General features: G+C 71.5%; 21 protein-coding genes. 7 read left to right on the forward strand and 14 right to left on the reverse strand.

The genetic code is table 11. The features are described from left to right. The first annotated feature begins 79 nt into the window (after positions 1–79). The 3 genes from ACZ45E_RS19930 to ACZ45E_RS19940 are packed head-to-tail and all read left to right on the forward strand — an operon-like array spanning position 80 to position 1,338. Positions 80–925 (forward strand): helix-turn-helix domain-containing protein, encoded by an 846-nt coding sequence (locus tag ACZ45E_RS19930; RefSeq protein WP_468222278.1) that lies wholly within the window; start codon positions 80–82, stop codon positions 923–925. A 10-nt stretch (positions 926–935) separates the two neighbouring features. Continuing rightward, a complete protein-coding gene (locus ACZ45E_RS19935; RefSeq protein ID WP_468222279.1) occupies positions 936–1,124 on the forward strand; it encodes a DUF397 domain-containing protein in 189 nt (62 codons plus the stop codon). Beyond that, on the forward strand, positions 1,117–1,338 hold the full coding sequence (locus ACZ45E_RS19940) for a DUF397 domain-containing protein (RefSeq protein WP_468222280.1): 222 nt from the start codon (positions 1,117–1,119) through the stop codon (positions 1,336–1,338). Before ACZ45E_RS19935 ends, ACZ45E_RS19940 begins: the two co-directional genes overlap by 8 nt. 16 nt (positions 1,339–1,354) lie before the next feature. On the opposite strand, the gene ACZ45E_RS19945 is transcribed toward ACZ45E_RS19940, so the two are convergent. The 8 genes from ACZ45E_RS19945 to ACZ45E_RS19980 all read right to left on the reverse strand — a co-directional run bounded on the left by ACZ45E_RS19945 (position 1,355) and on the right by ACZ45E_RS19980 (position 12,347). Next, positions 1,355–2,914, reverse strand: a complete 1,560-nt coding sequence (locus ACZ45E_RS19945; protein WP_468222281.1) for an APC family permease — start codon at positions 2,912–2,914, stop codon at positions 1,355–1,357. A 204-nt stretch (positions 2,915–3,118) separates the two neighbouring features. Next, positions 3,119–4,627, reverse strand: a complete 1,509-nt coding sequence (locus ACZ45E_RS19950) for a serine/threonine-protein kinase (protein WP_468222283.1) — start codon at positions 4,625–4,627, stop codon at positions 3,119–3,121. A gap of 129 nt (positions 4,628–4,756) precedes the next feature. Continuing rightward, entirely contained in the window at positions 4,757–6,241 is a 1,485-nt protein-coding gene (locus ACZ45E_RS19955) for an aldehyde dehydrogenase family protein (RefSeq protein WP_468222284.1), read from the reverse strand. Further along, on the reverse strand, positions 6,238–7,977 hold the full coding sequence (locus ACZ45E_RS19960; RefSeq protein ID WP_468222285.1) for an N-acyl-D-amino-acid deacylase family protein: 1,740 nt from the start codon (positions 7,975–7,977) through the stop codon (positions 6,238–6,240). Before ACZ45E_RS19960 ends, ACZ45E_RS19955 begins: the two co-directional genes overlap by 4 nt. A 121-nt stretch (positions 7,978–8,098) precedes the next feature. Further along, positions 8,099–9,220 carry an LLM class flavin-dependent oxidoreductase gene (locus ACZ45E_RS19965; protein WP_468222286.1) on the reverse strand — a complete coding sequence of 374 codons (1,122 nt, stop codon included), beginning with the start codon at positions 9,218–9,220 and terminating at the stop codon, positions 8,099–8,101. A gap of 119 nt (positions 9,221–9,339) precedes the next feature. Beyond that, entirely contained in the window at positions 9,340–10,137 is a 798-nt protein-coding gene (locus ACZ45E_RS19970; RefSeq protein WP_468222287.1) for an SDR family NAD(P)-dependent oxidoreductase, read from the reverse strand. 12 nt (positions 10,138–10,149) lie between these two features. After that, complete coding sequence (locus tag ACZ45E_RS19975; RefSeq protein WP_468222288.1) at positions 10,150–11,076, reverse strand: LLM class F420-dependent oxidoreductase; 927 nt, start codon at positions 11,074–11,076, stop codon at positions 10,150–10,152. After that, a complete protein-coding gene (locus tag ACZ45E_RS19980; RefSeq protein ID WP_468222290.1) occupies positions 11,073–12,347 on the reverse strand; it encodes an amidohydrolase family protein in 1,275 nt (424 codons plus the stop codon). Before ACZ45E_RS19980 ends, ACZ45E_RS19975 begins: the two co-directional genes overlap by 4 nt. A 221-nt stretch (positions 12,348–12,568) precedes the next feature. Between ACZ45E_RS19980 and afsR the strand changes: the two genes are divergently transcribed. The 4 genes from afsR to ACZ45E_RS20000 all read left to right on the forward strand — a co-directional run bounded on the left by afsR (position 12,569) and on the right by ACZ45E_RS20000 (position 19,170). Continuing rightward, positions 12,569–15,556: an SARP-family global regulator AfsR gene (afsR, locus tag ACZ45E_RS19985; protein ID WP_468222291.1), complete on the forward strand. Its 2,988-nt coding sequence runs from the start codon at positions 12,569–12,571 to the stop codon at positions 15,554–15,556. A gap of 205 nt (positions 15,557–15,761) precedes the next feature. Next, positions 15,762–15,938, forward strand: coding sequence for a regulatory protein AfsS (gene afsS / locus ACZ45E_RS19990; RefSeq protein ID WP_468222293.1), 177 nt, complete (start codon positions 15,762–15,764; stop codon positions 15,936–15,938). Between the two features lie 1,176 nt (positions 15,939–17,114). After that, a complete protein-coding gene (locus ACZ45E_RS19995) occupies positions 17,115–18,350 on the forward strand; it encodes a hypothetical protein (RefSeq protein ID WP_468222295.1) in 1,236 nt (411 codons plus the stop codon). A 139-nt stretch (positions 18,351–18,489) separates the two neighbouring features. Further along, positions 18,490–19,170 (forward strand): DUF4232 domain-containing protein, encoded by a 681-nt coding sequence (locus ACZ45E_RS20000; protein ID WP_468222296.1) that lies wholly within the window; start codon positions 18,490–18,492, stop codon positions 19,168–19,170. Between the two features lie 123 nt (positions 19,171–19,293). Here the strand turns inward: ACZ45E_RS20000 and ACZ45E_RS20005 are convergent, their stop codons facing one another. The 6 genes from ACZ45E_RS20005 to ACZ45E_RS20030 all read right to left on the reverse strand — a co-directional run bounded on the left by ACZ45E_RS20005 (position 19,294) and on the right by ACZ45E_RS20030 (position 26,680). Then, the gene (locus ACZ45E_RS20005; RefSeq protein WP_468222297.1) at positions 19,294–20,460 is read right to left on the reverse strand and encodes a winged helix DNA-binding domain-containing protein; all 1,167 of its coding nucleotides are present in this window, start codon (positions 20,458–20,460) and stop codon (positions 19,294–19,296) included. 50 nt (positions 20,461–20,510) lie between these two features. Beyond that, complete coding sequence (gene hemB, locus ACZ45E_RS20010) at positions 20,511–21,500, reverse strand: porphobilinogen synthase (protein WP_468222299.1); 990 nt, start codon at positions 21,498–21,500, stop codon at positions 20,511–20,513. A 101-nt stretch (positions 21,501–21,601) separates the two neighbouring features. After that, positions 21,602–23,275, reverse strand: coding sequence for a bifunctional uroporphyrinogen-III C-methyltransferase/uroporphyrinogen-III synthase (locus ACZ45E_RS20015; RefSeq protein WP_468222301.1), 1,674 nt, complete (start codon positions 23,273–23,275; stop codon positions 21,602–21,604). Continuing rightward, a complete protein-coding gene (gene hemC, locus ACZ45E_RS20020; RefSeq protein ID WP_468222302.1) occupies positions 23,272–24,237 on the reverse strand; it encodes a hydroxymethylbilane synthase in 966 nt (321 codons plus the stop codon). Before hemC ends, ACZ45E_RS20015 begins: the two co-directional genes overlap by 4 nt. After that, a complete protein-coding gene (locus tag ACZ45E_RS20025; protein WP_468222304.1) occupies positions 24,234–25,889 on the reverse strand; it encodes a glutamyl-tRNA reductase in 1,656 nt (551 codons plus the stop codon). The genes hemC and ACZ45E_RS20025 overlap by 4 nt, the downstream gene beginning before the upstream one ends. Beyond that, the gene (locus ACZ45E_RS20030) at positions 25,886–26,680 is read right to left on the reverse strand and encodes a redox-sensing transcriptional repressor Rex (protein WP_468222305.1); all 795 of its coding nucleotides are present in this window, start codon (positions 26,678–26,680) and stop codon (positions 25,886–25,888) included. The genes ACZ45E_RS20025 and ACZ45E_RS20030 overlap by 4 nt, the downstream gene beginning before the upstream one ends. Positions 26,681–26,929 lie beyond the last annotated feature (249 nt).

The following is a 26,929-nucleotide window of genomic DNA, read 5'->3' on the forward strand; positions in this document are numbered from 1 at the left end:
CATCCAGTTAACGCATTCACCGAATCCCGGTGATTGCGGCGACTGCCACTCGTGTGAGTGAAGGAGACCGAAGCACCTCGTGAGAAGCAACCCGACGGGCCGCCAACTGCGGTTCGGCGCCGAGCTGCGCAAACTCCGCGAGCGGGCCGGGCTGACCGCGACCCAGGCCGGTCAACTCATGGGCATCAAGCAGACCCAGGTCAGCAACATGGAGGCCGGTCGCGTCGGAGTAAGCCCGGAACGTGTCCGCGTACTCGCCCAGCACTACGACTGCGCCGATCGGACCTTGGTGGACGCCCTGGCCTGCATGACGGCCGAGCGGGTCCGCGGCTGGTGGCAGGAGTACCGATCGATCCTCCCCGTCACCCTTCTCGACCTCGCCGAGACCGAACACCACGCAACCCGTCTGCGCACGGCCGTCACCGTGCACATTCCCGGGCTCTTCCAGACCGCCGAGTACGCCCGCGAGGTCTTCCGTCAGGCCGTGCCGGATCTGCCGCCGCCGGACGTCGAACACCGTGTGTCGTTCCGCGTGAAGCGCCAAGCCGTCCTCTTCCGAGATCCACCGACCCCGCAGCAGGTCATCATCCACGAGGCGGCGCTGCGCATGAGGTTCGGTGGCCCTCAGATCACGAGCGCCCAGCTCAGGTACGTGCTGGAGCTGAGCGAGCGCGAACACATCACCGTACGCGTGCTTCCGTTCGCGGCCGCGACCCTGCCCGGGTCAGGCCATGGGTTCTTCTACTTCGAGGGCCCCGTGCCGCAACTCGACACTGTGAACCTGGACCAGTCCCACGGCCCTGTCTTCCTGGACGCCGAGGTGCAGTTGCACAGGTACCGCGTACTGCTCGACCGCTTGGAAACGGCGTCGCTCTCTCCCGTGAAGTCACAGGACCTCATTCACGGCATCGTCCAAGAGCTGTAAGGAGCCGACCTTGCGCGACCTGAACTGGCAGAAGTCGACGTACTGCCCCGAGGGCAACTCCTGCCTCCACGTCTCCGGCGCGGCCACCCACATCCGGATGACCGAATCCGCCGACCCCCGCGAAGCGATACTCACCGCCACCCCCACCGCCTTCGCCGCCCTCCTGCGCGCGCTGAAGCGAGACGCACCCCGTGACTGACATCCCCCAGGACCTCTCCTGGACCCGCGCCGCCCCCGAGGACGCCGAGGGGCCCGGGCCCTGGATCGAGATCGCTCACGGGAGCGGCGACCTGGTGTACCTGCGGGAGACGTCCGACCCCGAGACCGTCGTCACGACGACCCGGGCGAAATGGGACGCCTTCGTACTCGGCGTCCAGGCGGGCGAGTTCGACCACTTCGTCGAGGGCGCGTAGGAGCAGCGACCGGGGCTCAGTCGGCGACGACCAGCACCGGCGTCTCCCGGTTCAGCACCTCGCCCCGGAAGAACGCCGGGCTGCGGCGACCCATCACCAGCATGAGCACGACGCCGACGAGCAGCAGCCCCACGCCGATCACGAAGACCGAGCCGACGCCGAGGACCGACGATCCGCTGCCGTAGGCCGGGTTCCACATGTCGACCAGGGTCTTGACGAAGACGGCCGCCAGGAGCACCCCGCCGAGCAGCGGGAACAGCCCCTTGAAGGCGAAGTCCCGTACGGAAGTGAACAGCTCGGCGCGGAAGTACCAGGCGCAGGCGAACGCCGTCAGCGCGTAGTAGAAGCAGATCATGAGGCCGAGCGCGTAGATCGTGTCGACCAGGACGTGCGCGGAGACCAGCGTCATCACCGTGTAGAAGACGCCCGTGGCGACGCCCGCCGTGACCGTGGCGCGGCCCGGCGTCCGAAAGCGCGGGTGGACGCGGGCGTAGGAGGCCGGGAGCGCCTCGTACGTCGACATGGCGAGGACCGTGCGGGCGACGGGGATGAACGTGGTCTGGAGGCTGGCGGCGGCCGAGGCGAGGACCGCGACGAAGAGCAGGATGCCGAGCGTGGGGCCCATGACCGGGCCGGCGAGGGCGGCGAAGACGTTGTCGGAGGTCCCGGGGTTCGCCAGGCCGAGGCCCTTGCTCCCGGAGCCGACGATCATCTGTGCGGCGACGCCAGTGGCCAGGTAGGAGCCGACGAGGACGACCATGGCGATGAGGGCGGCGCGGCCGGGGGTGCGGTCGCTGCCGATGGTCTCCTCGTTGGCGGTGAGGCAGGTGTCCCAGCCCCAGTACATGAAGATCGACAGGGAGAGCCCGGCGGTGAACGCCCCGAACGACTGCACGGCGAACGGGTTCAGCCACGACCAGGAGAACGCCACGCCCGTCGGGAAGTCCAAGGACCCCGGGTCCGCCTTGGCCACCGCCAGCACGACGAAGAGGGCGAGTACGGCCAGCTGGAGCCCGACCAGCGTGTACTGCACGCCCTTCGTCGCGGTCATCCCGCGGTAGCTGATGGCCGTGGCCGCGGCGATCAGGACCAGGCAGGTGAGGATGTGGACGGCCTTGTTCCCGTCCAGGTCCGCCACCGCCGCACTGTTCGTGACCTCCCCGGCGAGCAGCCAGAAGTACGAGGTCGCGACCCCGGCGAGGTTCGACAGGACGATGATCGTGGCGATCACCAGACCCCAGCCGCACATCCAGCCCACGCGCGGCCCGAACGCCTTGACGGTCCAGGTGAACGAGGTGCCGCAGTCCGGCATCACCTTGTTCAGCTCGCGGTACGCGAAGGCGACGAGCAGCATCGGCAGGAACCCGGCGAGGAAGACGGCGGGCATCTGGAGCCCGACCTCGCCGGCCGTGGAGCCGAGCGTGGAGGTCAGGCAGTAGACGGGCGCGACCGTGGAGACGCCGATGACGGCGCTGCCGAGCAGCCCGACGGAGTTCCCGCCCAGGCCCTTGCCGCCCGGTCCGGCCGTCGTGTCTGGGGCCCGCCCCGTCGAAGGCCCTGCGTCCAGCTGAGTCATGAACAGGACGTTAAATCCTGCGGTTTCCACATCTGGCGGGATTCTTCAGGGAACGTCAGCGCTTCAACACTTAACGATCCATGGCTGATTGAGTGCTACACCGTCACCTTCACTGGAAGATGGCAGATGTCAGCCACATAATGCAAGGCGGGCTGGGTCGCGTCCGATATTCGGTAATCGAAGCAGGGTCCGTTCTGTCCCGTTTCAAAATTTTCCCGTACGGAATCGGCCGATGGCTGCGGGCACGATGTAGACGCAGACGAGCGAGCCGAGCGCCGGGAAGATGATGAGCACCTCGTTCAGCCCGCCCACGAGCTTCTGGAAGCCGGTCGCGTGCGTCATGACGCCGATGTCGTACTGGCTCACCGCCCACCACGTCTGCACCGTCAGCGCCGACAGGCCGAGCCAGAAACCCAGCGCGGCGCCGCTGTCACGGTGGCCGGTCAGCAGCCGGATGCCGAGGACGAGCAGTGCGGGGAGAGCCACCCCCCGCACGACCCCGAAGAACGAGGGATCGGCGAAGAGCAGCAGATACGTGCAGAGCGCCATCGGCAACAGCCACAGGATCCCGAACAGCGGCCGCCCCAGCAGTCCGCCACCGTCCCCGGTGGCTCCGCCCCGGCCCGGCGGGCCCGCGGTGTACTGCGGGTACCCGTACGGCGCCGACGGATATCCGTACGAGGGCGGGGGCGTCCCCGCGCCGGGCGCCGGACCGCGGGTGGCGGTCCCGTGGAACGCCGCGCCCGGCGGCGGCGCGGAGGCACCGCCGGCCGCGGCGGGCCCCTGGGTCCGTGCCCCGTGGAACCCTCCCGCGGCCCCCGGGTCCGGCTCCGTGTGACCCGGCCCGGCCGGGCCCGCCGCCCGCGCCTCCAGGTTGAGGAGCTGCTCCGAGGTGCGGGCGATCAGCGACGCGATCGCCGACGGCAGCCAGATGTCGGCCGTGGTGTCCTTCGCCCGCGCCCGCTCGGCGAGCCGCGCCGCGCTCGGCCGCTCCCCCGGTTCGTCCCGCAGGCAGGACCGGATCAGCGCGGCGAACTCCGGGTCCAGGCCGGGGTGTTCGGCGGCGACGGTCCCCCGGCGCGGCTGCACGCCGGTCGCGGCGAAGGCGAGGGTGAGGCCGTAGCTGTAGATGTCGCTGGCGGCGGTGACGGGCTCGCCGTACGCCTGCTCCGGCGACATGTAGGCCGGGGTACCGATCCGCGCCCCGCTCTGCGTGAGCATCGTGTCGAGCGCGGCGTGCACGATGCCGAAGTCGATCAGGCGCGGGCCGCCGGTGGACAGCAGCACGTTCGACGGCTTGAGGTCGCGGTGGACCAGGCTCTGCCCGTGCACGTGGCGCAGCGTCCCGGCCAGGTCGGCGGCGAGCCGCCACAGCGCGTCGGCGGGCAGCGGCCCGTACGTGTCGACGGCCGCCTGGAGCGAGGGGCCCGGCACGTACTCCGACGCGTACCAGGGGTGCTGCTCGTCCACGCCCGCGTCGACGACCGGCACCGTCCCGGCGCCCGCGACCCGGCGCACGACCTCCACCTCGCGGCGGAACCGCTGCCGGAACCCCGGCACCGCCGCCATGTCGGCGTGGATGAACTTCAGCGCCACGGACCGGCCGCCCGCGTTGCGGGCCAGATAGACCCGGCCCATGCCGCCCTCACCGATCCGCCCGAGCACCCGGTACGTGCCGACCGTCCGCGGGTCGTGAGTGTCCAGCGCTTCCATGCCATCCCCCGGCTTCCTGCCCCGGCCGGCCCGCCCGCCGGCCCACGACTGGCATCTTGACATGCCCAGTTCTGTGCACGCACCGGAGAAATCGATGGTTCCACTTCGGGGATGACCGGTCGCCGCGGCTCAGCCCGGCCACACGATCGACTGCACCTCGCTGTACGCGTGCAGCGCGTACGAGCCCACGTCCCGCCCGACCCCGCTCCTCTTGAACCCGCCGAACGGCGCCTCCATGTTGCGTCCGACGGTGTTCACCCCGACACCGCCGGCCCGCAGCCGCCGCGCGACACGGAACGCGCGGGCGATGTCACCGGACCACACGTAGTCGATGAGCCCGTACTCGGAGTCGTTGGCGAGAGCCACGGCCTCGTCCTCGTCCCCGTCGTACGGGACCACGGTCACGACGGGGCCGAAGATCTCCTCCCGGACGACCCGCATGTCAGGGGTGCAGTCGGCGAGGAGGGTGGGCGCCACGTAGAAGCCCTCGCCGAACGCCGGCCGCTCCCCGCCCGCGACCACCGTCGCCCCCTCCTTCCGCCCCGACTCCACGTACGCCTCCACGCGTTCACGGTGCGCGGCGGAGATGACGGGCCCGACGACCGTCCCCCGCGCCCGCGGATCGCCGACCTTCATGAAACCGATGTACGCGGTCAGCTTCGCGACGAACGCGTCGTACACCGAGCGGTGCACGAGGGCCCGGGTGGGCGCTGTGCAGATCTGCCCGCTGTAGAAGGCGTACGTCGTGCCGATCCCGGCGACCGCCGAGTCGAGGTCGGCGTCGCCGAAGACGATCGCGGCGCCCTTCCCGCCCAACTCCATCAGCTGCCGCTTCACGGACCGCCCGCACACCTCCCCGATGCGCTGCCCGACGGCCGTCGAACCGGTGAAGCTGACCATGTCGACGTCCGGCGAGTCGACGGCCGCCTCCCCCACCTCGACGGCGGCGCCACCGACGACGTTCACGACCCCGGGCGGAGCGCCCGCCTCCTGGAGGGCGGCCGCCATCCGGTACACGGAGAGCGGGTCCTGCGGCGCGGGCTTCACGACGACGGTGTTGCCCATGGCGAGCGCCGGGGCGACCTTGCCCGCCGGGTTGGCCCACGGGTTGTTGTACGAGGTGACGCAGGTGACGACGCCGACGGGCTGGCGGACGGCCAGCGCGCCCACCACACCGGCCCTCCCCATCGGCCCGGCCTCGTTGATCTGCGGCGGCAGCCCCTCCTCCACGGGTTCCAGAGCCCCCCGCGCGTACCGCCGGAAACGGGCGACGCCGACGGCCACCTGCATGCCCCGCGCGGTGCCGCTGGTGGCGCCGGTCTCGGCCTGCGCCAGCTCGGCGTTGCCCGCGAAGTCGCGCTGCATGAGGTCGGCGGCCCGGTCGAGGAGCGCGGCCCGCTCCCCGGGCGGCGTACGCGACCAGGTGCCGAAGGCGTCGCGGGCGGCGCGCGCGGCGTCGTACACCTGCTGCCGGGACGCCTCGGGCGCCTGCCCGACGACCGTCTCGCTCGCCGGGTCGACGACCGCGTAATGCCCGTGGTCGGGGTCGACCCACTCACCGCCGATGAGCAGCTTCTGGGCGCCGCTCGCCGAGGGCTGCGCCGAGTGCTTCACCGGGTGCTCACGGTCCGCGTGTCCTGCCCGGACCTGAGCACCTTGCCGGGGACCGAGCCGCTGACCACGTCGTGGCGCAGGGCCTCGACCCCGTTGACCCACACGGCCGTGACGCCGATGGCCTTGGAGTCCAGGCGCGGGCTGTCGCCCGGCAGGTCGTGCACGAGCGTGGCCTTGCCCGCGTCGATCGTCTCCGGGTCGAACAGCACGAGGTCGGCGTGCCAGCCCTCGCGCACCCGCCCCCGCTCACGCAGGCCGAACAGCTGGGCGGGGTCGTCCGTCAGCATCTTCACGGCCTCTTCGAGCCCCACCAGCCGCCGCCCGCGCAGGCAGTCCCCGATGAACCGTGTCGTGTACGGCGCCCCGCACATCCGGTCCAGGTGCGCGCCCGCGTCGGAGCCGCCCAGCAGCACGTCCTCGTGGCTCCAGGTCTCGGCGCGCAGCGTCCACGAGGCGGGGTCGTTGTCGGGCGGCATCGGCCACAGCACCGTCCGCAGCCGGTCGGCGGCGCAGATCTCGACGATGCACTCGAAGGGCTCCTGCCCCCGCTCGGCGGCGATGTCCCGCACGACGCGTCCGGTGAGCCCGGCGTTCGGCTCCGCGTACGTGTCCCCGATGACGTACCGCCCGAAGTCGGCGAGCCGCCGGAAGACCCCGGCCTCCTTGCTGTCGGCGCGCCGTAACATCTGGGCGCGCACGCCCGGGTCGCGCAGCTTCGCGATCCGCTCGTCGACCGGCAGCGCGAGCACGTCTCCCCAGCCCGGGATGAGGTTGAGCGCGCAGAACGTCCCGAGCGACATGTTCATCGGCGTGAGAATGGGCATCGTCAGGGCGACGATCCGGCCGCCCGCCTTCCGCGCCCGTTCGCTCGCCGCCAGCTGCCGGGGGACGCGCTCGGGCACGGCCGCGTCGACGGTCAGCACGTTCCAGTTGAGCGGGCGCCCGGCTGCCGCGCTCATCTCGACGAACAGATCGATCTCGGCGTCGCTGAACTGGTCCAGGCACCCGGCGACGATGGCCTCGATCTGCGTGCCCTCGTGCTCCCCGACGGCCGCGCTCAGGGCGAGGAGTTCGGCGGGCAGGGCGTGCCGTGACGCGACGGGCCGGCCGTCCCCGTCCGAGTGCGTGGAGGACTGGGTGGTGGACAGGCCCCAGGCCCCCGCGTCCATCGCCTCGTGGAGGAGGCCGAGCATGGCGCGCAGCTGCTCCGGCGACGGCTGCCCGCCGACGGCGTCCGGCCCCATGACGTAGCGCCGCAGGGCGCAATGCCCCACCATGAAACCGGCGTTGACGGCGATCCGCCCCTCCAGGGCGTCCAGGTACTCGCCGAACGAGTGCCACGTCCACGGCGCGCCCTCCTCGAGGGCGACCAGCGACATCCCCTCCACCTTGGACATCATGCGCCGCGTGTAGTCGGCGTCCTCGGGCCGCGCCGGGTTGAGCGGCGCGAGCGTGAAGCCGCAGTTGCCGCCGGCGACGGTGGTCACCCCGTGGTTGAGCGAGGGCGTCGCGTACGGGTCCCAGAACAGCTGCGCGTCGTAGTGCGTGTGCGGGTCGACGAACCCGGGCGCGAGCACGAGCCCCGAGGCGTCCTCGCCGCTCCGGGTCTCCTCGGTGACGGTCCCTGCCTCGGCGACGACGGCGATCCGTCCGTCCCGGATCCCGACGTCGGCGACGAATGCGGGGGCGCCGGTGCCGTCGACGACGGTGGCGCCCTTGATGAGGTGATCGAGCACGGTCTTCCAGCCTCTCCGGCGATGGGGGAGCGGGGTCCGGGCGGAGCCCCGTGACGGGGACAAGAACGGGGCCCCGGCCTTCCTGTCCGGGAGGAGGAAGACCGGGGCAGCTCGGGACGGATCAGACCCCGGCGGCCCGGAACCGGGTGGTCCGGTGGACCGGATCCGTGTCGATCTTGGGAATGACGTGCTCCCCGATCAGCCGGATCGAGTTCAGCGTGTCCTCGTGCGAGATGCCGATGGGCAGCCCGAACGACAGCTGGTCGGCGCCCGCCTGCTCCCACCGCTTGCACTGCTGGAGCACCTCGTCCGGGTCACCGCAGATCATCAGCTCCTCCGCGATGAGCAGTTCGATGATCTCGGTGCTGTACTCGGGCAGGATCTCGGGCCACTCGGGGATGCCGTCGGGCCGCGGGAAGGTGTCGTGGTAGCGGAAGACCAGCGACTGGAGGTAGTTGAGCCCGCCGTGGACGGCGATCTCCACGGCCTTGTCGTGCGTCTCCGCGCAGATCGCGGTCGACGTCACCATGACGTTGTCGTTGACGAAGTCCCCGATGGGTTCCGCGTCCTGGATGGCGGTCTTGTACTGCTCCAGGACCCACTCCATGTCGGAGACCTTCTGCACGCTGAAGCCGAGGACCCCGAGCCCCTTCCGGGCGGCCATCGCGTACGAGGGCGGGGACCCGGCGGCGTACCACATGGCCGGGTGCGACTTCCCGTACGGCTTGGGGAAGATCTTGCGCGGCGGCAGCGACCAGTGCTTGCCCTGGAACCCCACGTACTCGTCCTGGAGCCACATCTTCGGGAACTCGGCGATGGTCTCTTCCCAGATCTCCTTGGTGTAGTTCATATCGGTCACGCCCGGTATGAACCCGAGGATCTCGTGGGAGCCGGCGCCACGCCCGCTGCCGAACTCGAACCGGCCCTCGCTGAGGTGATCGAGCATGGCGACCTTCTCGGCCACCTTCACGGGATGGTTGACCTGGGCGAGCGGGTTGAAGATGCCGGAGCCGAGGTGGATCCGCTCCGTCGCGTGGGCGAGGTACCCGAGGAAGACGTCGTTGGCGGAGAGGTGCGAGTACTCCTCCAGGAAGTGGTGCTCGGACGCCCAGGCGTACTTGAAGCCGGACTGGTCCGCCTGGATGACGTACTCGGTCTCGTTCATGAGCGCGCGGTGCTCGGCGGTCGGGTCCGTCAGCGCCTGCTTGCCCACGTATCCCTGTACAAAGAGCCCGAATTCCAAGGAGGTTCACCGTCCTCGTCTGTTTCTGACGGTACGTCAGATTGGCTGGACCGACTGTTTCACCGCACCCGTGGGGCGTCAATAGCTGATGCGGCGTCAGATGGTGTGCGCGGGCGGCGTCAGAGCACCGAGACCCCGGCCAGCCAGCCCCCGTCGATCACGAACGGCTGCCCGGTGATGTACGCCGAGTCCTCCTCTGCGGTCAGGAAGAGAGCGAGCCGCGCGACCTCCTCCGACCTGCCGACCCGGCCGAGCGGCACGAGCTTGCGGTACAGCCCGTCGAGGGCCTCGGCCGCCTCCGCCGTGTCCGACCCCGGATCGAGCCTGGCCGGATTGCTCATGGCCGTGTCGATGGCGCCGGGGCAGACCGCGTTGACCCGGATGCCCTTCGCCGCCAGCTCCAGCGCGGCGACCTTGGTCAGCCCCACGATGGCGTGCTTGGTCGCGGCGTACGCGCCCACGTACGCCATGCCCGTCACGCCCGTGAACGAGGCGGTGTTGACGATCGACCCGCCCCCCGCGGCGGCGATCTCCGGCGCGACGGTCTTGATCCCGAGGAAGGCCCCGACCTGATTGACCTGCACGACCTGCTGGAACTCGTCGAGCGGGGTGGAGAGCAGCTCGTTGAAGCGCAGGATCCCCGCGTTGTTGACGAGCCCGTCGATCCGCCCGAACGCGTCCTTGGCGGCCGCGACGGCAGCGGCCCAGTCCTCCTCCCGGCCCACATCGAGATGCACGTACAGGGCGCCGCCGACGCCGGTGCTCCCTATCTCCTTGGCCACGTCCTCGCCCTGGTCGTCGAGCACATCGGCGACGACGACCCGCGCCCCCTCCGACGCGAACAGCCGCGCCTCCTGCTCGCCCTGCCCGCGCGCCGCACCCGTGATGAGAACGACCCGCCCGTCGAGCTTGCCCATGTGTTCCGCTCCTCAGTTCAGGTGGGGTGCCACGTCGGCGGCGAACGCCGCGATCTGGTCGGTGAGTTCGGTCCGCCCGCGCGTGCGGAAGCGGACCTGGATCTGATGGACGCCCATGGCCGCGTACGCGCGCAGCGACTCGGCGACGGCCGCCGGCTCACCGGTGACGGTGCGCCGCCCGACGTCCCAGGACGGCGCGCCCACGTACAGCGGCTCGGTGATCGCGCCGACGGTGAGGGGCGCCTCGATCCCCGCCTCCGCCCGCAGCCGCGTCAGCGTCGCGATCTTCTCCGGCAGCCGGTCCCGCGGATCACCCTGCGGCAGCCAGCCGTCGCCTCTGAGCGCGGCGCGGCGCACGGCCGGGGCCGACGAGCCGCCCACCCACACCGGGACCCGCGCCTGCACGGGACGGGGCCGCTGCCCGAGCCCCTCGAAGGCGAACAACTCCCCTTTGTGCACAGGGAACTCCTCGGGTCCGAGCGCGGCCCGCAGCGCGTCGACGGACTCGTCGAGCACCGCCCCCCGCCGCTCGAAGTCGGCCCCGAGCGCCTCGAACTCCTCCTGTACGTGCCCGGCCCCGACCCCGAGGATCAGCCGCCCGCCGCTCAGCCGGTCCAGGGTCGCGTACTGCTTGGCGGAGACGAGCGGATGCCGCAGGCCGAGGACCGCGACGTGGCTGAGCAGCCGCACACGCTCGGTGACACCGGCCAGGAAGGCGAGGGTGGCCACGGGGTCGTACCAGGTCGTCGACATGGCCTCGGCGAGCCGGCGCGGGATGGCGACGTGATCGCAGCAGGCGATGTAGTCGAAGCCGCCCCGGTCGGCGGCGCGGGCGATCTCGGCGAGGTCATCTGCGCCCGCGTCCGCCTCCCACGGTTCGGCGTACATGGTGCTCAGGGACTGGACCGGGAGCTGCATCCCGTACGCGAGCCGCGTCATGCCCGGGCCCCTGACGGCTGCCAGAGCCCGTCGGCCGTCAGCCCGAGCAGATCGATCGCGTTCCCCCGGACGATCCGCTCCACGGTCTGCGGGTCGAGGTGCCCCATCTGCTCCTCCCCGACCTCCCGGGACTTCGGCCAGGTGGAGTCGGAGTGCGGGTAATCGGTCTCGTAGAGCACATTGGCGAGACCGATGGAGTCGAGGTTCTTCAGCCCGAAGGCGTCATCGAAGAAGCAGCCGAAGACGTGCTCGGCGAAGTACTCGCTCGGCGGCTTGCGCACCTTGTCCGCGACACCGCCCCACCCCCGGTTCTCCTCCCACACGACATCCGCCCGCTCCAGGATGTACGGGATCCACCCGATCTGGCCCTCGGCGTACATGATCCGCAGGTTCGGGAACCGCTCGAACTTGCCGCTCATCAGCCAGTCCACCATCGAGAAGCAGCAGTTGGCGAAGGTGATGGTCGACCCGACGGCGGGCGGCGCGTCGGCGGACGTCGACGGCATCCTGCTGCTGGACCCGATGTGCATGGCGATGACGGTGCCGGTCTCGTCGCAGGCCGCGAGGAACGGGTCCCACTCGTCACCGTGGATGCTGGGCAGCCCGAGGTGCGGCGGTATCTCGGAGAAGGCGACGGCCCGCACCCCGCGGGCGGCATTGCGCCGCACCTCCCGGGCCGCAAGCCCGGCGTCCCACAGGGGGACGAGGGTCAGCGGTACGAGCCGCCCCCGCGCCTCGGGCCCGCACCACTCCTCCACCATCCAGTCGTTGTAGGCGCGTACGCCGAGCAGCCCGAGCTCGTGGTCCTTGGCCTCGGTGAAGGTCTGTCCGCAAAAGCGCGGGAAGGTAGGGAAGCAGAGGGCGGACTGGACGTGGTTGACGTCCATGTCGGCGAGGCGCGACGGGACGTCGTAGGACCCCTTCCGCATCTGCTCGTAGGTGATGATCTCCAGCTTGATCTCGTCGCGGTCGTAGCCGACGGCGGTGTCGAGCCGGGTGAGCGGCCGGTGCAGGTCCTCGTAGACCCACCAGTCGCCGATCGGTCCGTCGTCGCCGGGCGCCCCCATGACCGGCGCGAACTTGCCGCCCAGGAACGTCATTTCCTTCAGCGGCGCGCGCACGACCCGGGGCCCGACGTCGGCGTACTTCTTCGGGAGGCGGTCGGACCAGACGGTCGGCGGCTCGACGGTGTGGTCATCGACGGAGATGATCCGGGGGAAGTCGCTTGATTTCAGGGCATGGTGAGCGTTTTCGGTCTCCGTGGTCTCCATGAAGTCACGGTAGCGCCGATCTGACGACCCGTCAGCTACCAGGCGTCCTGCTTCGTACGCGTGAGGTGTCTGTGATGGCTGTCTCCCACGGCTGACGTATCCGCCATGAACAAGGCAAACTGGCGGGGTTGTCCTTGACGGTCCGTCCACTCGACGGCGCGCCGCCTGGACGACCTCGGGACGAGATGTGACTGGTGCTGATGAAGCGGCAGGGGGCAGCGATGGACGGTGGACCGCGGGTACCGGAGCAGCGGCGGCCCGACACGCCCGGGGAAACCCCTGACGTGACCCCGCCCGCAGGCTCCGACCTGCGCTTCAGCGTGCTCGGCCCGGTACGGGCATGGCGCGGCGGCGAGCCGCTGTCGATGGGCTCCCCCCAGCAGAGAGCACTGCTCGCCGCGCTGCTTCTGCGAGAGGGCCGCACAGCGACGGCGAGCGAACTCATCGACGCGGTATGGGGCGAGGAGTCCCCGCAACAGGCCCTGGCCGCGATCCGCACCTACGCCTCCCGGCTCCGCAAGGTCCTCGGCACCGGCGTCCTGGTCAGCGAAGCCGGCGGCTACGCGATCCGCTCGCTCAGCCAGGACGCCCTGGACCTGGCGGCGGCCGAATCACTCGCGTCGGACGCGGAGAAGGCCCGCCAGGCCGACGACGTGTGCAAGGCCCGGGACCTGATGAACAAGGCACTCGGCCTCTGGGACGGCGAACCCCTGGCCCACGTCCCCGGCCCCTACGCCGAGACACAACGCGCCCGCCTGGACGAATGGCGCCTCCAACTCCTGGAGACCCGCCTGGACATGGACCTGGAACAGGGCTGCCACGCGGAGGCCGTCTCGGAACTGACGGCACTGACGGCGGCGCACCCCTTGCAGGAGCGACTGCGCGAACTGCTGATGCTGGCCCTGTACCGCAGCGGCCGCCAGGCCGAAGCCCTCGCCGTCTACGCGGACACGCGGCGCCTGCTCGCGGACGAACTCGGAGTGGACCCCCGCCCCGGCCTCGCCGAGCTCCAGCAGCGCATCCTCCAGGCCGACCCGGCCCTCGCCGAACCCTCTGCGCCAGGACCAGGACCCGCCGCGGCACCCCTGCGGCCCGCCCAGCTCCCCGCCACCGTCCCGGACTTCACGGGCCGGGCCGCCTTCGTCGACGAACTGAGCGAAGTACTCTCCGGAGCCTCCTCCGAGTCGGGCACGGGCTCGGTGATGGCCGTCTCGGCGGTGGCGGGCATCGGCGGCGTCGGCAAGACGACACTGGCCGTGCACGTCGCACACGCGTCCCGCGCCGCCTTCCCCGACGGCCAGCTCTACGTGGACCTCCAGGGCACCAGCGCCAGAGCCGCCGAACCGGAATCGGTGCTCGGCTCGTTCCTCCGCGCCCTCGGCACCGCCGACTCCGCGATCCCGGACTCCCCGGAGGAACGCGCCGCCCTGTACCGCTCCACCCTCGACGGCCGCCGCATCCTCGTCCTCCTCGACAACGCACGGGACGCGGCCCAGGTCAGACCCCTGCTCCCCGGCACCGAAGGCTGCGCGGCACTGATCACAGGACGGGTCCGGATGGTCGACCTCGTCGGCGCCCACCTGGTCGACCTGGACGTCATGTCCCCCGAGGAAGCCCTGCTGCTCTTCACCCGCATCGTCGGCCAGGAACGGGTGGCCTCCGAACGGGAAGCGGCCCTCGACGTCGTCGCGGCCTGCGGCTTCCTCCCCCTGGCCATCCGCATCGCGGCATCCCGCCTCGCCGCCCGCCGCACCTGGACGGTGTCGGTCCTTGCGGCGAAGCTGGCGGACGAGCGCCGCCGCCTCGACGAACTCCAGGCCGGCGACCTCGCGGTCAAGGCTACCTTCGAACTGGGCTACGGCCAGCTGGAGCCCCGCCAAGCACGCGCCTTCCGCCTCCTGGGCCTCGCCGACGGCCCGGACATCTCGCTGGCGGCCGCCGCCGCGGTCCTGGACCTGCCGCTGGAGGACACCGAGGACCTGCTGGAGTCCCTGGTCGACACCTCCCTCGTGGAATCCGCCGCCCCGGGCCGCTACCGCTACCACGACCTGGTCCGGCTCTACGCGCGCGCGTGCGCCCAGCGGGACGACCTGCCACCCGTGGAGCGGGAAGCGGCGATGTCACGGCTGCTGGACTTCTACCTGGCCACGGCCGCGGGGGTCTACGCCATCGAGCGGCCGGGAGACCGGACGGTCGCACACCTGGAGCCGACCCAGCACCCCGGACAGGTCTTCTCCGGCGACAAGGAGGCCCTGGACTGGCTGCACTCGGAGGCCGACTGCCTGCTCGCCTGCGCCCAGCAGTCCCTGCGCGCGCCGACCCTGCGCCGCGCGGTCGATCTCCTCCTGGCGACCAAGGACCTGGCCGAGTCAGGAGCGAGCTCACGCAAGTACGAAGCGGTCACCACCGCCGCGTGCGAAGCCGCCAAGGCCGCCGGAGACGCACACGCCGAAGGCCGCGCACGGGTCACGCTCACCCAGGTCCACTCCAACTCCGGCCAGTTCGAAGCGGCCGAGACGGAAGCACTGCGAGCGACAGCCCTCGGCGTGACCGCGGGCGACCCCTGGACCAACGGCAACGCCCTCAACGAGCTCGGAATCATCGCCAATTGCACCGCCCGCTACTCCGACGGCGAAGCACACCTCCTGCAAGCCATCGAGGCGTTCCGCGCCGACGAGAACCGCCCGGGCGAGGCCAGCGCACTGTGCAACCTGTCCCGGGTACTCGCCCCCATGGGACGGCTGACACAGGCGGTGGAGCTGGCGCAGCGCGGCGCCGACATCTACGACGCCCTGGGCCTCAAGGTCCGGCTGGCCAACGCCCGGTACGCCCTCGGGATCGTCCTCACCCAGTCCGGGCGGCTCGCGGAGGCGCTGGCCGAACTCACGCAAGCGGTACAGATCTTCGCGGACAACCGCCAGCGGCTCTGGGAGGGCACCACGTACTTCCGGATCGCCCAGGTGCACCACCTGGCCACCAACCCGGCGCAAGCCGCCCAGTACGCGGAGCAGGCCCTCGTGACCGGCTGCATCGGCGGTGACTGGATGCGCGGGAACGCACTCACCCTCCTCGGCAGGTCCCTTCAGGCCCTGCAACAGCCCGACCGCGCGCGCGTCTGCTGGCACGAGGCCCTCGCGATATACGAGAGCGTCTCCGCCCCGGAGGCGAACGACGTGCGCTCCCTGATCACTCCGCTCGCGGCGGCTTGAGGGCCCGGGCCGCCGTTCAGCGAACGTTTATCGCCCCCTGCCACTCTCAACCCATCGATCCGTCGCGTCGGGGGGCAGACGGGTCAGCGCGGACGCCGCAACTAGAGTGTGCGTCCCCAGGAACGCCCGTTCGGCAGCCCACGGGGGAGTTGCCGAACGGGCGCTTCCATCAAGAAGTCCGTCGATTCGCTCGGGAGTTACCACGATGGCCGACGACAAGAAGATCGCAGACGCCACAACGCAGGACAGCCACTCACCCGTCCCGCCGGCGGACGGCACCATCACCACGCTGGACAGCCACTCGCCCGCCCCGCCGGTGGACGGCGCCATCACCACGCTGGACAGCCACTCGCCGGTCCCGCCGGCCATCAGCGACAACTAAGCCTTCTTTCCCGACGGGGATCGGCCGCGGCGGCGCGGAGGGGGAGCCGCCGCGGCCGAGGCATGTCCGGAGACGACACGGCACGGCACGACGCGGACAGAGGCAGGGCTGACGGACGCGCCGTCGGACACGCCGTCGGGGGGCGCGTGGCGGGGTGGGGTCCGTCTCTTCGCGACGGTGGGGTGGTGACGGTGGTGCGAAGTCGACTCCCCGCCGGTGGGCGCCTTTCTATGGGATTGCGTGGCGGGTGCCCGGTGGATGGTTGAGCTACCTCCGCTTGTCGAGTGTCACGGTCCCGCCCGTCTCGGGCTGGCTTTCGTGGGCTGATCTTTCGGGGTGGAAGGGGTCCAAGTCACCATCGAGCTGAAGGCCCTTCGGCCGTACTCGCCACAGGGTGTGGCTGGTTGGGTGCGGCTATGTGGGGTGGTACCGGTGGGGAAAAGACGCAGCAGTGGGGAGGGGTGAGTGGGGGTCGTGGGATGGGCGCGGCTTGTGGGGGGGTCGCGGTCATCACATGCGCCTCATCTGACGCTCGAGTCGCAGGAGTGCTGGGGGTGGGGACTTTGGGACATCGATGGAAGACCGCTAGGTGTCCGAAAGTCTCCACAGACACTATTGCGACCGCCTCAGGCATCACACCGGCCGCTCCGATCGCTCCGGTCGCGTCGGCCGCTCCCACCGCAACCCCAACGCAGCCCCGCCCGGCCCTCCCGCCGTACGTGCCCCCACGCACCCACGCACCCCCACGCACCCTCACCCCCACCCACCCGCAGACGACCGACCACCCCCGCCACCCCACCCCCCTGCTGCGTCTTTTCGCCACCGCCACCACCCCACATAGCCGCGCTCAACCAGCCACGGCACGTGGCGAGTACGACCGAAGGGCCTCTACGTAAATGGTGACCCGGCCCCCTTCCACCCAGAAAGCCCAGCCGACGAAAGCCAGCCCGAGACGGGCGGGATGACGGGACTCGACAAGCGGAGGTAGCTCAACCACCCACCGGGCACCCGCCACGCAATCCATTGAAGAGGCGCCCACCGGCGGGGAGCCGACTTCGCACCACCGTCACCACCCCACCGTCGCGAAGAGACGGACCCCACCCCGCCCCACCCCGTCCCGCCCCAAGTTATCCACAGCCTCCCCCGCCCCCGCCCCCACCACGGCACCCTTGTCCCATGGAGCAGCGACATCAGCCGGGGTCAGCGCAGGGAGCCACCGGCCCCCCGCGTCATCCCGCGCCGCCTGCCCTGTCCGGCCTCGCCCGCTGCGGGATTCTCTTCACCAGCCATGCCCTCGCCGCCGGATGGCAGCCGCGCCCGCTGCACCGCCAGTTGGTGCGCGAAGGGTGGCGGCGGGTCCGGGCGGGTGCCTGGGCCTCGCCCGGGGTCGACGTGGATCTCCGTACGCGCCTGCTGGCCGAGCAGTTGCTGTGCCCCCGGCTCGTCGTCAGCCACCTCGCGGCGGCCGCCCTCTGGCGTATCGAGACGCTCGGCATCGTCAGCCCGGTCCCGGAGTTCACCGACCCGGCGCTCCGCAAGACGAGCAAAGGCACGAGGCGCCGCGTGCACCGTGCGTCCCTCGCCCCCGGTGATGTACGGGACTGGCGGGGCCTCCGTGTGACCACCCCGGTCCGTACCCTCGTCGACCTCGTCCTCTCCGGGCCCCGTGATGTCGCCCTCGTAGCCGTGGACTCCGCCCTCGGTCACCGGACCGTCGGCCGGTGTCGTCGGGCCCCGCTCGTCGTCCTCCAGGACGTCACCGACGCTCTGCGCCCCGGTCATCGCTACGGCGCCCGGGCCCGTGAATGGCTCGCGCTCGCCGACCCGAAGTCGGGCTCCCCCGCCGAGACCGTGGCCCGGCTGCACATGGCCGACGCGGGGCTGTGGCCCGAGAGTCAGGCCGAGGTCAGCACGGCCGACGGGCGGCACGTGCGCCTCGACTTCCTCTTCCGCGCCGAGGGGCTCGCCGTCGAGGTCGAGGGGTACGCGTACCACGGCACCCGGGAGCACCACCGCCGCGACATCGACCGCTTCAACCGCATCCAGAGCTGCCCCGAGGTCCGCTCCCTGCTGCGCTTCTCCGCGATCGACGTCTTCCGCAGCCCCGCCCACGTCATCGCCCAGATCCGTGCCGCGCTCCAGCGCAACGACGGGCGACGGGCGACGGGCGTACGCGATCAATACCCGGCCCGTAACGGCTCTGTCCCAGCGGTCGACGGCCCCCTGAAACCGACGCGCCACCGCCGAAACCTGCTCCCCGGCCCCGCCACGCCACCACCCGACCCGCCACCCCCGGCGCCCCGCATCCCCCATTTCCCGGGGTCGAACAGCCATCCGGGGCCGCATCGCACCTACGCGCCCGGCGACGCACACCCGGCCCCGGCGCTACTCGCACCACGCCATCCCCTGTAACGGCCATGTATGAGGAGGCGGCCGGGCGGAACGGTTCACCGGTCCAGGCGAGTCCTACTGATCAGCAACGCCCGCTCACACCGAGCGAGTGGACGACCCTCCAGACCGTCCAGACCCTCCAGACCTCAAGGATGAACCGATGCGTGCTCAGAAGCTGACTCTCGCCGCCGTCGCCCTCGCCGCGGGCCTCTCCCTCACCGCCTGCCAGTCCGGTGACAACGATGCCGCCGGCACGAACGACTCCGGGTCCTCCTCCTCGTCCTCCGCCGCCGACAACTCCAGCAAGGACACCGGCAGCAGCGGCAGCAGCAACGACAACGGCGACAGCAAGGCCGACACCGCCAGCGCCACCAACAGCGGCGCCACCGACACCAGCACCGCCGGGAGCGCCGACGGCAGCGGTGGCGGTCAGATCAACACCGGCCCCTGCAAGACCGCGAACCTCGCCTTCAGCACCGCCCACGGCATGGGCGAGGGCGACCTCCTGGTCAGCCTCAGGAACACCAGCGACGCCTGTTACCTCAAGGGCTTCCCGGGCGTCGACCTCAAGGTCGACAGCGGCCCGGGCGGTATCAGCGCCGCGCGCACCGGACTCGCCACGCCGACCGTCGTCCTCAAGAACGGCGAGACGACCCGCTTCACCCTCCACAGCCCGCGCAATGACACCGGTGGCTCCGGCGTGAAGATCACCCAGATCGTCGTCACGCCGCCCAACGAGACCCACTCCAAGACCCTGCCGGTCGCCCTCAACCTCCCCGTCAGCGAGACCCCCTCCGACGCGGGCGTCACGGTCGACCCCATCGGCACCGGCAAGCAGTAACCCCATCCGCCGCACGCCCAGCGGCCACGGCACCGACGCACCCTTCCCCGGCACCAGACCCCGCCCGGTCCGACGACCACCTCCCCACACCACCCCAGACCCCCACCCCGGCCTGAGCAGTCGCTAACCGCCCAGCACCCGCGCCTCCACCACCGGCAACCCCTTCACCCACCAGTGGTCATAGCGCCGGTACGCCGCCACATCCCGCGCCGCCAGCAGCCGGTGCAACCCCCGCGCCTCCTCCGCCAGCGCCTCCCACACGTCCTCCGCCCACGACCGGAACGCCCCCACCTCGATCCCCGTCCCGTCGTCGGCCACCCGCCACACCCCGGCCACGTAGCCGTCCACCAGCACCGTCGGCAGCACGTCACCGTTGACCCGGGTCACGTGCTTGCGGTACTCGGGAGCGAGGACGCGGCCCCGGTCGGCGTAGGCGAGCAGCACGCTGTCCCACATCGCCATCAGGCGCGGCGGCGCCGGTTCCTCGCCTGAGGGTCGTACGCCTCCGGGCACGTCGTACAGCACCGTCTTCCCGTCCGGTCCCGCGAACTCCTCGAAGTCCTGCCCCAGCGCCGCCCGTGCCCGCCCCTTCTGCACGAGCCCGAACTGCGCCAGGTCCGCCACGGACGCCGGGCCGAACCCCTCCAGGTAGCGGCGGGCCAGCACCCTCAGCCCCTCCGCGACCGCCTCCGGGTCCCGCAGCTCCGGGCGGTGCGCCGGGTCCGCCGCCACGAACCGCTGCCTGCCGTCGGACACGTACGACCACGGCGCCCCCTCGGTCGGCGCATGCCACAACGGGGCGTACTGCCGCAGCATTCGCCATGCCGTCGGCGTCAACTCGCCCACCGCACCCGCCTGCTGCCCGAGCCAGGCACCCAACCCGGCGGCCGATCCCGGCACTTCGGCCCGCGTGAGCAGCCGCGGCAGCAGTCCGTCCGCGTCCTCCTCCGTGAGTCCTGACGCCCGGAACCGCGGGTCCCGTAGCCGTGCGCCCCGCACCGTCGGCTCGACCGCCGCCCGGAAGGCGGCGTAGTCGTCGACGTGCACCGCGTGCAGCGTGATCCGCATGAGGGTCGACTTCACCACCCGGAAGCGGGTCAGCGCCGCGTCCAGCTCGCCCGCCCGGAACCCGGCGACCCGGTTCCACAGCGCCACGTACGGCGAAGCGGGCTGCTGCGCCTGGAGCGCGACAACCCGCCGTACCGCGTCCTCCACACCGATCGCCCGGCGCTCCAGCAGCAACTGCCGGGCGAGAGTGGACCTGTTGAGGGCGCGTGCGGTGAGTGTCATGCCGGGCATTCTCGTCCGGCATGACACTCACCGCATCGTGTCGAAGCGGACTACAGCTGCCGCGCCACCTCGGTCGCCCAGTACGTCAGGATCATGTTGGCGCCGGCCCGCTTGATCCCGGTCAGCGACTCCATGATCGCCCGGTCCCGGTCGATCCAGCCGCGCTGCGCCGCCGCCTCGATCATCGCGTACTCGCCGCTGATCTGGTACGCGGCCACCGGTACGTCCGCCTCGTCGGCGACCCGCGCCAGGATGTCCAGGTAGGGGCCGGCCGGCTTGACCATGACCATGTCGGCGCCCTCCTCCAGGTCGAGCGCCAGCTCCCGCAGCGACTCCCGCAGGTTGGCCGGGTCCTGCTGGTACGTCTTGCGGTCGCCCTTCAGCGACGATCCGACGGCCTCACGGAACGGGCCGTAGAACGCCGACGAGTACTTCACCGCATACGCGAGGATCGCCACGTCCTCGCGGCCGATCTGGTCCAACGCGTCGCGGATGACGCCGATCTGACCGTCCATCATCCCGGACGGGCCGACGACGTGCGCACCCGCGTCGGCCTGGACCTGCGCCATCTCGGCGTACCGCTCCAGCGTCGCGTCGTTGTCCACGCGGCCCTGTTCGTCGAGGACACCGCAGTGTCCGTGGTCGGTGAACTCGTCCAGGCACAGGTCGGACATGACGATCAGGTCGTCACCGACCTCGGCCCGCACGTCCCGCAGCCCCTGCTGGAGGATTCCGTCCGGGTCGGTGCCGACGGTGCCGGCGCCGTCCTTCTTCTCGTCCAGCGGCACACCGAAGAGCATGATCCCGGAGACGCCCGCCTCGACGGCCTCGGCCGCGGCCTTCTTCAGGGAGTCCCGCGTGTGCTGGACGACGCCGGGCATCGAGCCGATCTCCACCGGGCTGTCGATCCCCTCGCGCACGAACGCGGGCAGGATCAGGTCCGCCGGATGCAACCGCGTCTCGGCGACCATGCGCCGCATCGCGGGGGTCGTCCGCAGCCGCCGGGGCCGGGAACCGGGGAAAGAGCCGTACCGAGTCACTGGACTGTCACCTCGTCGTACCTACGCACACTTACGTGTACCTGCGTCAATGAAACGGGGCGGGCACCCGGCCGAAACCGGGCACCCGCCCCGACACTCTCCTACGGAGCCGCGCGCCTGCGCCGCGCTCCCGGCCGCCGCTCACTGGGCCGGGTCACCGGATCACCGGCCTCCACGGCGGCATCGCGCCGCCGCGCACCGAACTCGGCCAGCGCCGCGGCCAGCTTGTGCACCGACGGCTCCGGAGCCATGACATCGACCCGCAGGCCGTGCTCCTCGGCGGTCTTGGCGGTGGCCGGGCCGATACAGGCGATGACCGTCACGTTGTGCGGCTTGCCTGCGATACCGACCAGGTTCCGCACGGTGCTCGACGACGTGAACAGCACGGCGTCGAAGCCGCCGCCCTTGATCGCCTCACGCGTCTCCGCCGGCGGCGGCGAGGCGCGGACGGTCCGGTACGCCGTGACGTCGTCGACCTCCCAGCCCAGCTCGATGAGCCCGGCGACGAGCGTCTCCGTGGCGATGTCCGCGCGCGGCAGGAACACCCGGTCGATCGGGTCGAAGACCGGGTCGTAGGGCGGCCAGTCCTCCAGGAGTCCTGCGGCCGACTGCTCGCCGCTGGGCACCAGGTCCGGCTTGACGCCGAAGGCGATCAGCGCGTTGGCCGTCTGCTCGCCGACCGCCGCGACCTTGATCCCGGCGAAGGCCCGCGCGTCGAGCCCGTACTCCTCGAACTTCTCGCGTACGGCCTTCACCGCGTTCACCGAGGTGAAGGCGATCCACTCGTAGCGGCCCGTGACGAGGCCCTTGACGGCGCGCTCCATCTGCTGCGGGGTGCGCGGCGGTTCGACGGCGATCGTCGGGACCTCGTGCGGGACCGCGCCGGCCGACCTGAGCTGGTCGGAGAGCGAGGCCGCCTGCTCCTTCGTCCGCGGTACGAGTACCTTCCAGCCGAAGAGCGGCTTGGACTCGAACCACGACAACTGGTCGCGCTGGGCGGCCGCGGAACGCTCACCGACCACGGCTATCACCGGCCGGTTGCCCTCGGGCGACGGCAGCACCTTGGCCTGCTTCAGCGTCTGCGCGATGGTGCCGAGCGTCGCCGTCCACGTCTTCTGGCGGGTCGTCGTACCGGCGACGGTGACGGAGAGCGGGGTGTCCGGCTTGCGGCCGGCCGCGACCAGCTCCCCGGCGGCCGCGGCCACCGAGTCGAGCGTCGTCGACACGACGACCGTGCCGTCGGAGGCGCCGACCTCGGTCCAGCAGCGCTCGGATGCCGTCCGCGCGTCGACGAAGCGGACGTCTGCGCCCTGCGCGTCCCGCAGCGGGACTCCGGCGTACGCGGCCACGCCGACGGCCGCGGCGACGCCGGGCACGACCTCGAAGTCGATGCCCCCTGAGGCGCAGGCGAGCATCTCCTCGGCCGCGTACGTGTCGAGCCCGGGGTCACCGGGGACCGCACGCACGACCCGCTTGCCGCTCCTCGCGGCCTCCATGACAAGATTGGCCCAGTCCCTCAGAGCCGGGACCACGACGGCAGTTGACGCCCCGTCAGCAGCCGTCCGCCCCGGTGTGCCCGCGTCGAGCACAGTGACGCCCGCCTTGGCGTGCGTCCGCACGACGTCGAGCACTTCGGGCTCGGCGATCAGCACATCCGCCCGGGCCAGGGCCTCCACGGCCCGTAGTGTCAGCAGTCCTGGGTCACCGGGACCGGCACCCAGGAAGGTGACGTGCCCAGGTGCGCAGGCGGTCGATTGAGGCGTGGTGGGGCTCAAAGTGCTCGCTCCCCCATCAGACCGGCCGCACCCTTGGCCAGCATCTCGGCGGCGAGTTCCCGCCCGAGAGCCAGCGCCTCGTCCTGGGACGAGGGCACGGGACCGGTGGTGGACAGCTGCACCAGCTCGGTGCCGTCGGTGGTACCGACGACGCCGCGCAGGCGCATTTCGTTGGAATTCTGCCCGTCGGCCAGCAAGTCGGCCAGCGCACCCACAGGTGCGCTGCAACCGGCTTCCAGGGCGGCGAGCAGGGATCGCTCGGCGGTCACGGCGACCCGGGTGAACGGGTCGTCCAACTCGGCGAGCGCGGCGGCGAGTTCACCGTTGTTCGCGGTGCACTCGACTGCCAGTGCCCCCTGACCGGGGGCGGGCAGGACGATATCGGTCGCCAGGAAGTCGGCGACCTCTTCTATGCGGCCGATGCGGTGGAGCCCGGCGGCCGCCAGGACGACGGCGTCGAGCTCCCCCTTCTCGACGTAGCCGATGCGGGTGTCGATGTTCCCGCGGATCGGCACGGTCTCGATGGTGAGTCCGTGGCTCAGTGCGTACGCGTTGAGCTGGGCCATGCGGCGCGGCGAACCGGTGCCCACGCGAGCGCCGGCCGGCAGTTCGGTGAACTTCAGGCCGTCGCGCGCGATCAGCACGTCCCGCGGGTCCACGCGCAACGGCACGGCGGCCAGCGTGAGCTCCGCGGGCTGCTCCGTCGGCAGGTCCTTCAGGGAGTGCACGGCGAAGTCGATCTCGCCGCGCAGCAACGCGTCCCGCAGGGCGGTGACGAAGACACCCGTCCCGCCGATCTGCGCCAGCTGCTCACGGGAGGTGTCCCCGTACGTCGTGATCTCCACCAGCTCGACCTCACGGCCGGTCAACTGGCGTACGGCTTCGGCGACATGCCCGGACTGGGACATGGCCAGCTTGCTGCGCCTGGTCCCCAGCCTCAGTGCTTTGTCGGCGGCGGTCATGCCGGGCCTCGATTCTTGCCTACCGTGCCGGTAGCGGATTCACGGTCTCGGGGGATGGCCCGGGAGACGGCGGCGACCGTCTCCTGGTCCAGGTCGAACAGGGTTCGCAGCGCGTCCGCGTACCCGGCACCGCCGGGCTCGGCGGCCAGCTGCTTGACCCGTACGGTCGGCGCGTGCAGCAGTTTGTCCACCACGCGCCGCACGGTCTGGGTGATCTCCGCGCGCTGCTTCTCGTCGAGGCCGGGCAACCGGCCGTCGAGGCGGGCGATCTCGCTGGTCACGACCTCCGCGGCCATCGTGCGCAGCGCGACGACGGTCGGCGTGATGTGCGCGGCCCGCTGGGCGGCACCGAACGCGGCGACCTCGTCGGCCACGATGGTCCGCACCAGGTCCACGTCGGCGGCCATCGGGGCGTCGGCGGAGGCGTCGGCGAGCGACTCGATGTCGACGAGGCGGACCCCGTCGATGCGGTGCGACGCCGCGTCGATGTCGCGCGGCATCGCCAGGTCGAGCAGGGCGAGCGCGACCCGACGGACGGGCTCGGGCTGCCGCTCGCGGCGCATCTCGGGCACCCGGCCCGCGGCGGCCAGCGCGGCGATGGTGTCCGCCTCGGAGGGGTGCACGCGCTCGCCCGGGGCGTTGTCGACCCAGGCGCCGTGCTGCTCCAGCTCGGCGGCGTCGAACCCGGCGACCGCAGCCTCGCCCTCGACCGAGAACCCGCCGCGCACGGGGGCGCCCGGGTCGGCGGGGCAGCCGTCGGCCGCGGCCTTCGGGCCTGCGGGCGCCGCCTGGGCCGGCACGTCGCCGCCCGCGGTCGGTGTGCGGCCCGCGACGGCCGCGCGTACGGCGTCGGCGGTGAGGACGAGTCCGGTCGCGCCGGTGCAGGAGATGGCGACGTCGGCACGTGTCAGTTCGTCGGCCACGGCGTCCATGGCGACGGCACGGGCGGCCGTACCGCTCTCGCCCAGGATCTCCGCGAGCCGCTCGGCGCGCTCCAGGGTGCGGTTGGCGACGACGACCTCGGCCACCCCGGCGCGCGCCAGTGTCGCCGCGGCCAGCGACGACATCGAGCCCGCGCCGATCACCAGGGCGCGCTTGCCCTGCGCCCACTCGTCCACCGGCGCCCCGCCGGCGAGCTGTTCGAGGCCGAAGGTGACCAGCGACTGGCCGGCCCGGTCGATGCCGGTCTCGGAGTGCGCGCGCTTGCCGACGCGCAGGGCCTGCTGGAAGAGGTCGTTGAGGAGCTTGCCCGCGGAGTGCAGTTCCTGCGCCCGGGCGAGCATGTCCTTGATCTGGCCGAGGATCTGGCCCTCGCCGACCACCATCGAGTCGAGCCCGCACGCCACCGAGAACAGGTGGTGCACCGCCCGGTCCTCGTAGTGCACATAAAGATAAGGAGTGAGCTCGTCCAGGCCGACCCCGCTGTGCTGGGCGAGGAGCGTCGACAGCTCGGCGACACCGGCGTGGAACTTGTCCACGTCCGCGTACAGCTCGATGCGGTTGCAGGTGGAGAGCAGGGCGGCCTCGGCGGCGGGCTCGGCGGCGAGCGCGTCCTGCAACAGCTTGGCCTGGGCGTCGGGGTGCAGTGCGGCCCGCTCCAGGACACTGACCGGGGCGCTGCGGTGGCTCAGCCCTACGACGAGGAGACTCATGCCGGCATCACGGCGGGTACGTCCCCGTCGGGTCCCTTGCGGTCGGCGGCACTGTCGGCGACGGGCCGGGTGACCTTGGCGGCCGGGCCCTCGACGCCCACGGCGCCCTCGGCCGCCTCCATGGCGCTCTCCCCGGCCTTGCGCTGCTCGTGGAAGGCGAGGATCTGCAGCTCGATGGAGAGGTCGACCTTGCGCACGTCGACGCCGTCCGGCACGGACAGGACGGTCGGCGCGAAGTTCAGGATGGAGGTGACGCCCGCGGCGACGAGCCGGTCGCAGACCTGCTGCGCGGCGCCGGCCGGGGTCGCGATGACGCCGATGGAGACGCCGTTCTCGTCGATGATCTTCTCGAGGTCGTCGGCGTGCTGCACCGGCATACCGGCGACGGACTTGCCCGCCATCGCCGGATCGGCGTCGATCAGGGCCGCGACGCGGAACCCGCGCGAGGCGAACCCGCCGTAGTTGGCGAGCGCCGCACCGAGGTTGCCGATACCGACCATGACGATCGGCCAGTCCTGGGTGAGGCCCAGCTCGCGCGAGATCTGGTAGACGAGGTACTCGACGTCGTAGCCCACGCCCCGGGTCCCGTACGAGCCGAGGTAGGAGAAGTCCTTGCGCAGCTTCGCGGAGTTGACTCCCGCGGCGGCCGCGAGCTCCTCGGAGGAGACCGTGGGGACCGAGCGCTCCGACAGGGCGGTGAGGGCTCGGAGGTACAGCGGGAGACGGGCGACCGTGGCCTCGGGAATCCCTCGGCTGCGGGTCGCCGGTCGGTGAGTTCGGCCAGTTGCCACGGTGCTCCTGCGGGTAGAGCGGGGCTGCGGGCGGCTCGTGGTTCCTGGACCGCCCCGTCGAATGCAGGCTATGTCTTTGTGAACGCGTGCACAAAGATGGTGTCCGATTTGCCCGGCCAACGTGACCGGGGTCACGCACCCCCGGCGGGCACCGAGGGAACCGGCGTGAAGGCAGCTTCGTTGCTCACCTGTGGGGGGCAAAACCGCACACCTTCCTTACGATCCACGCCCCCCGGGACCAAATCCGCC

It is taken from the genome of Streptomyces sp. NPDC030991, from assembly GCF_055571235.1.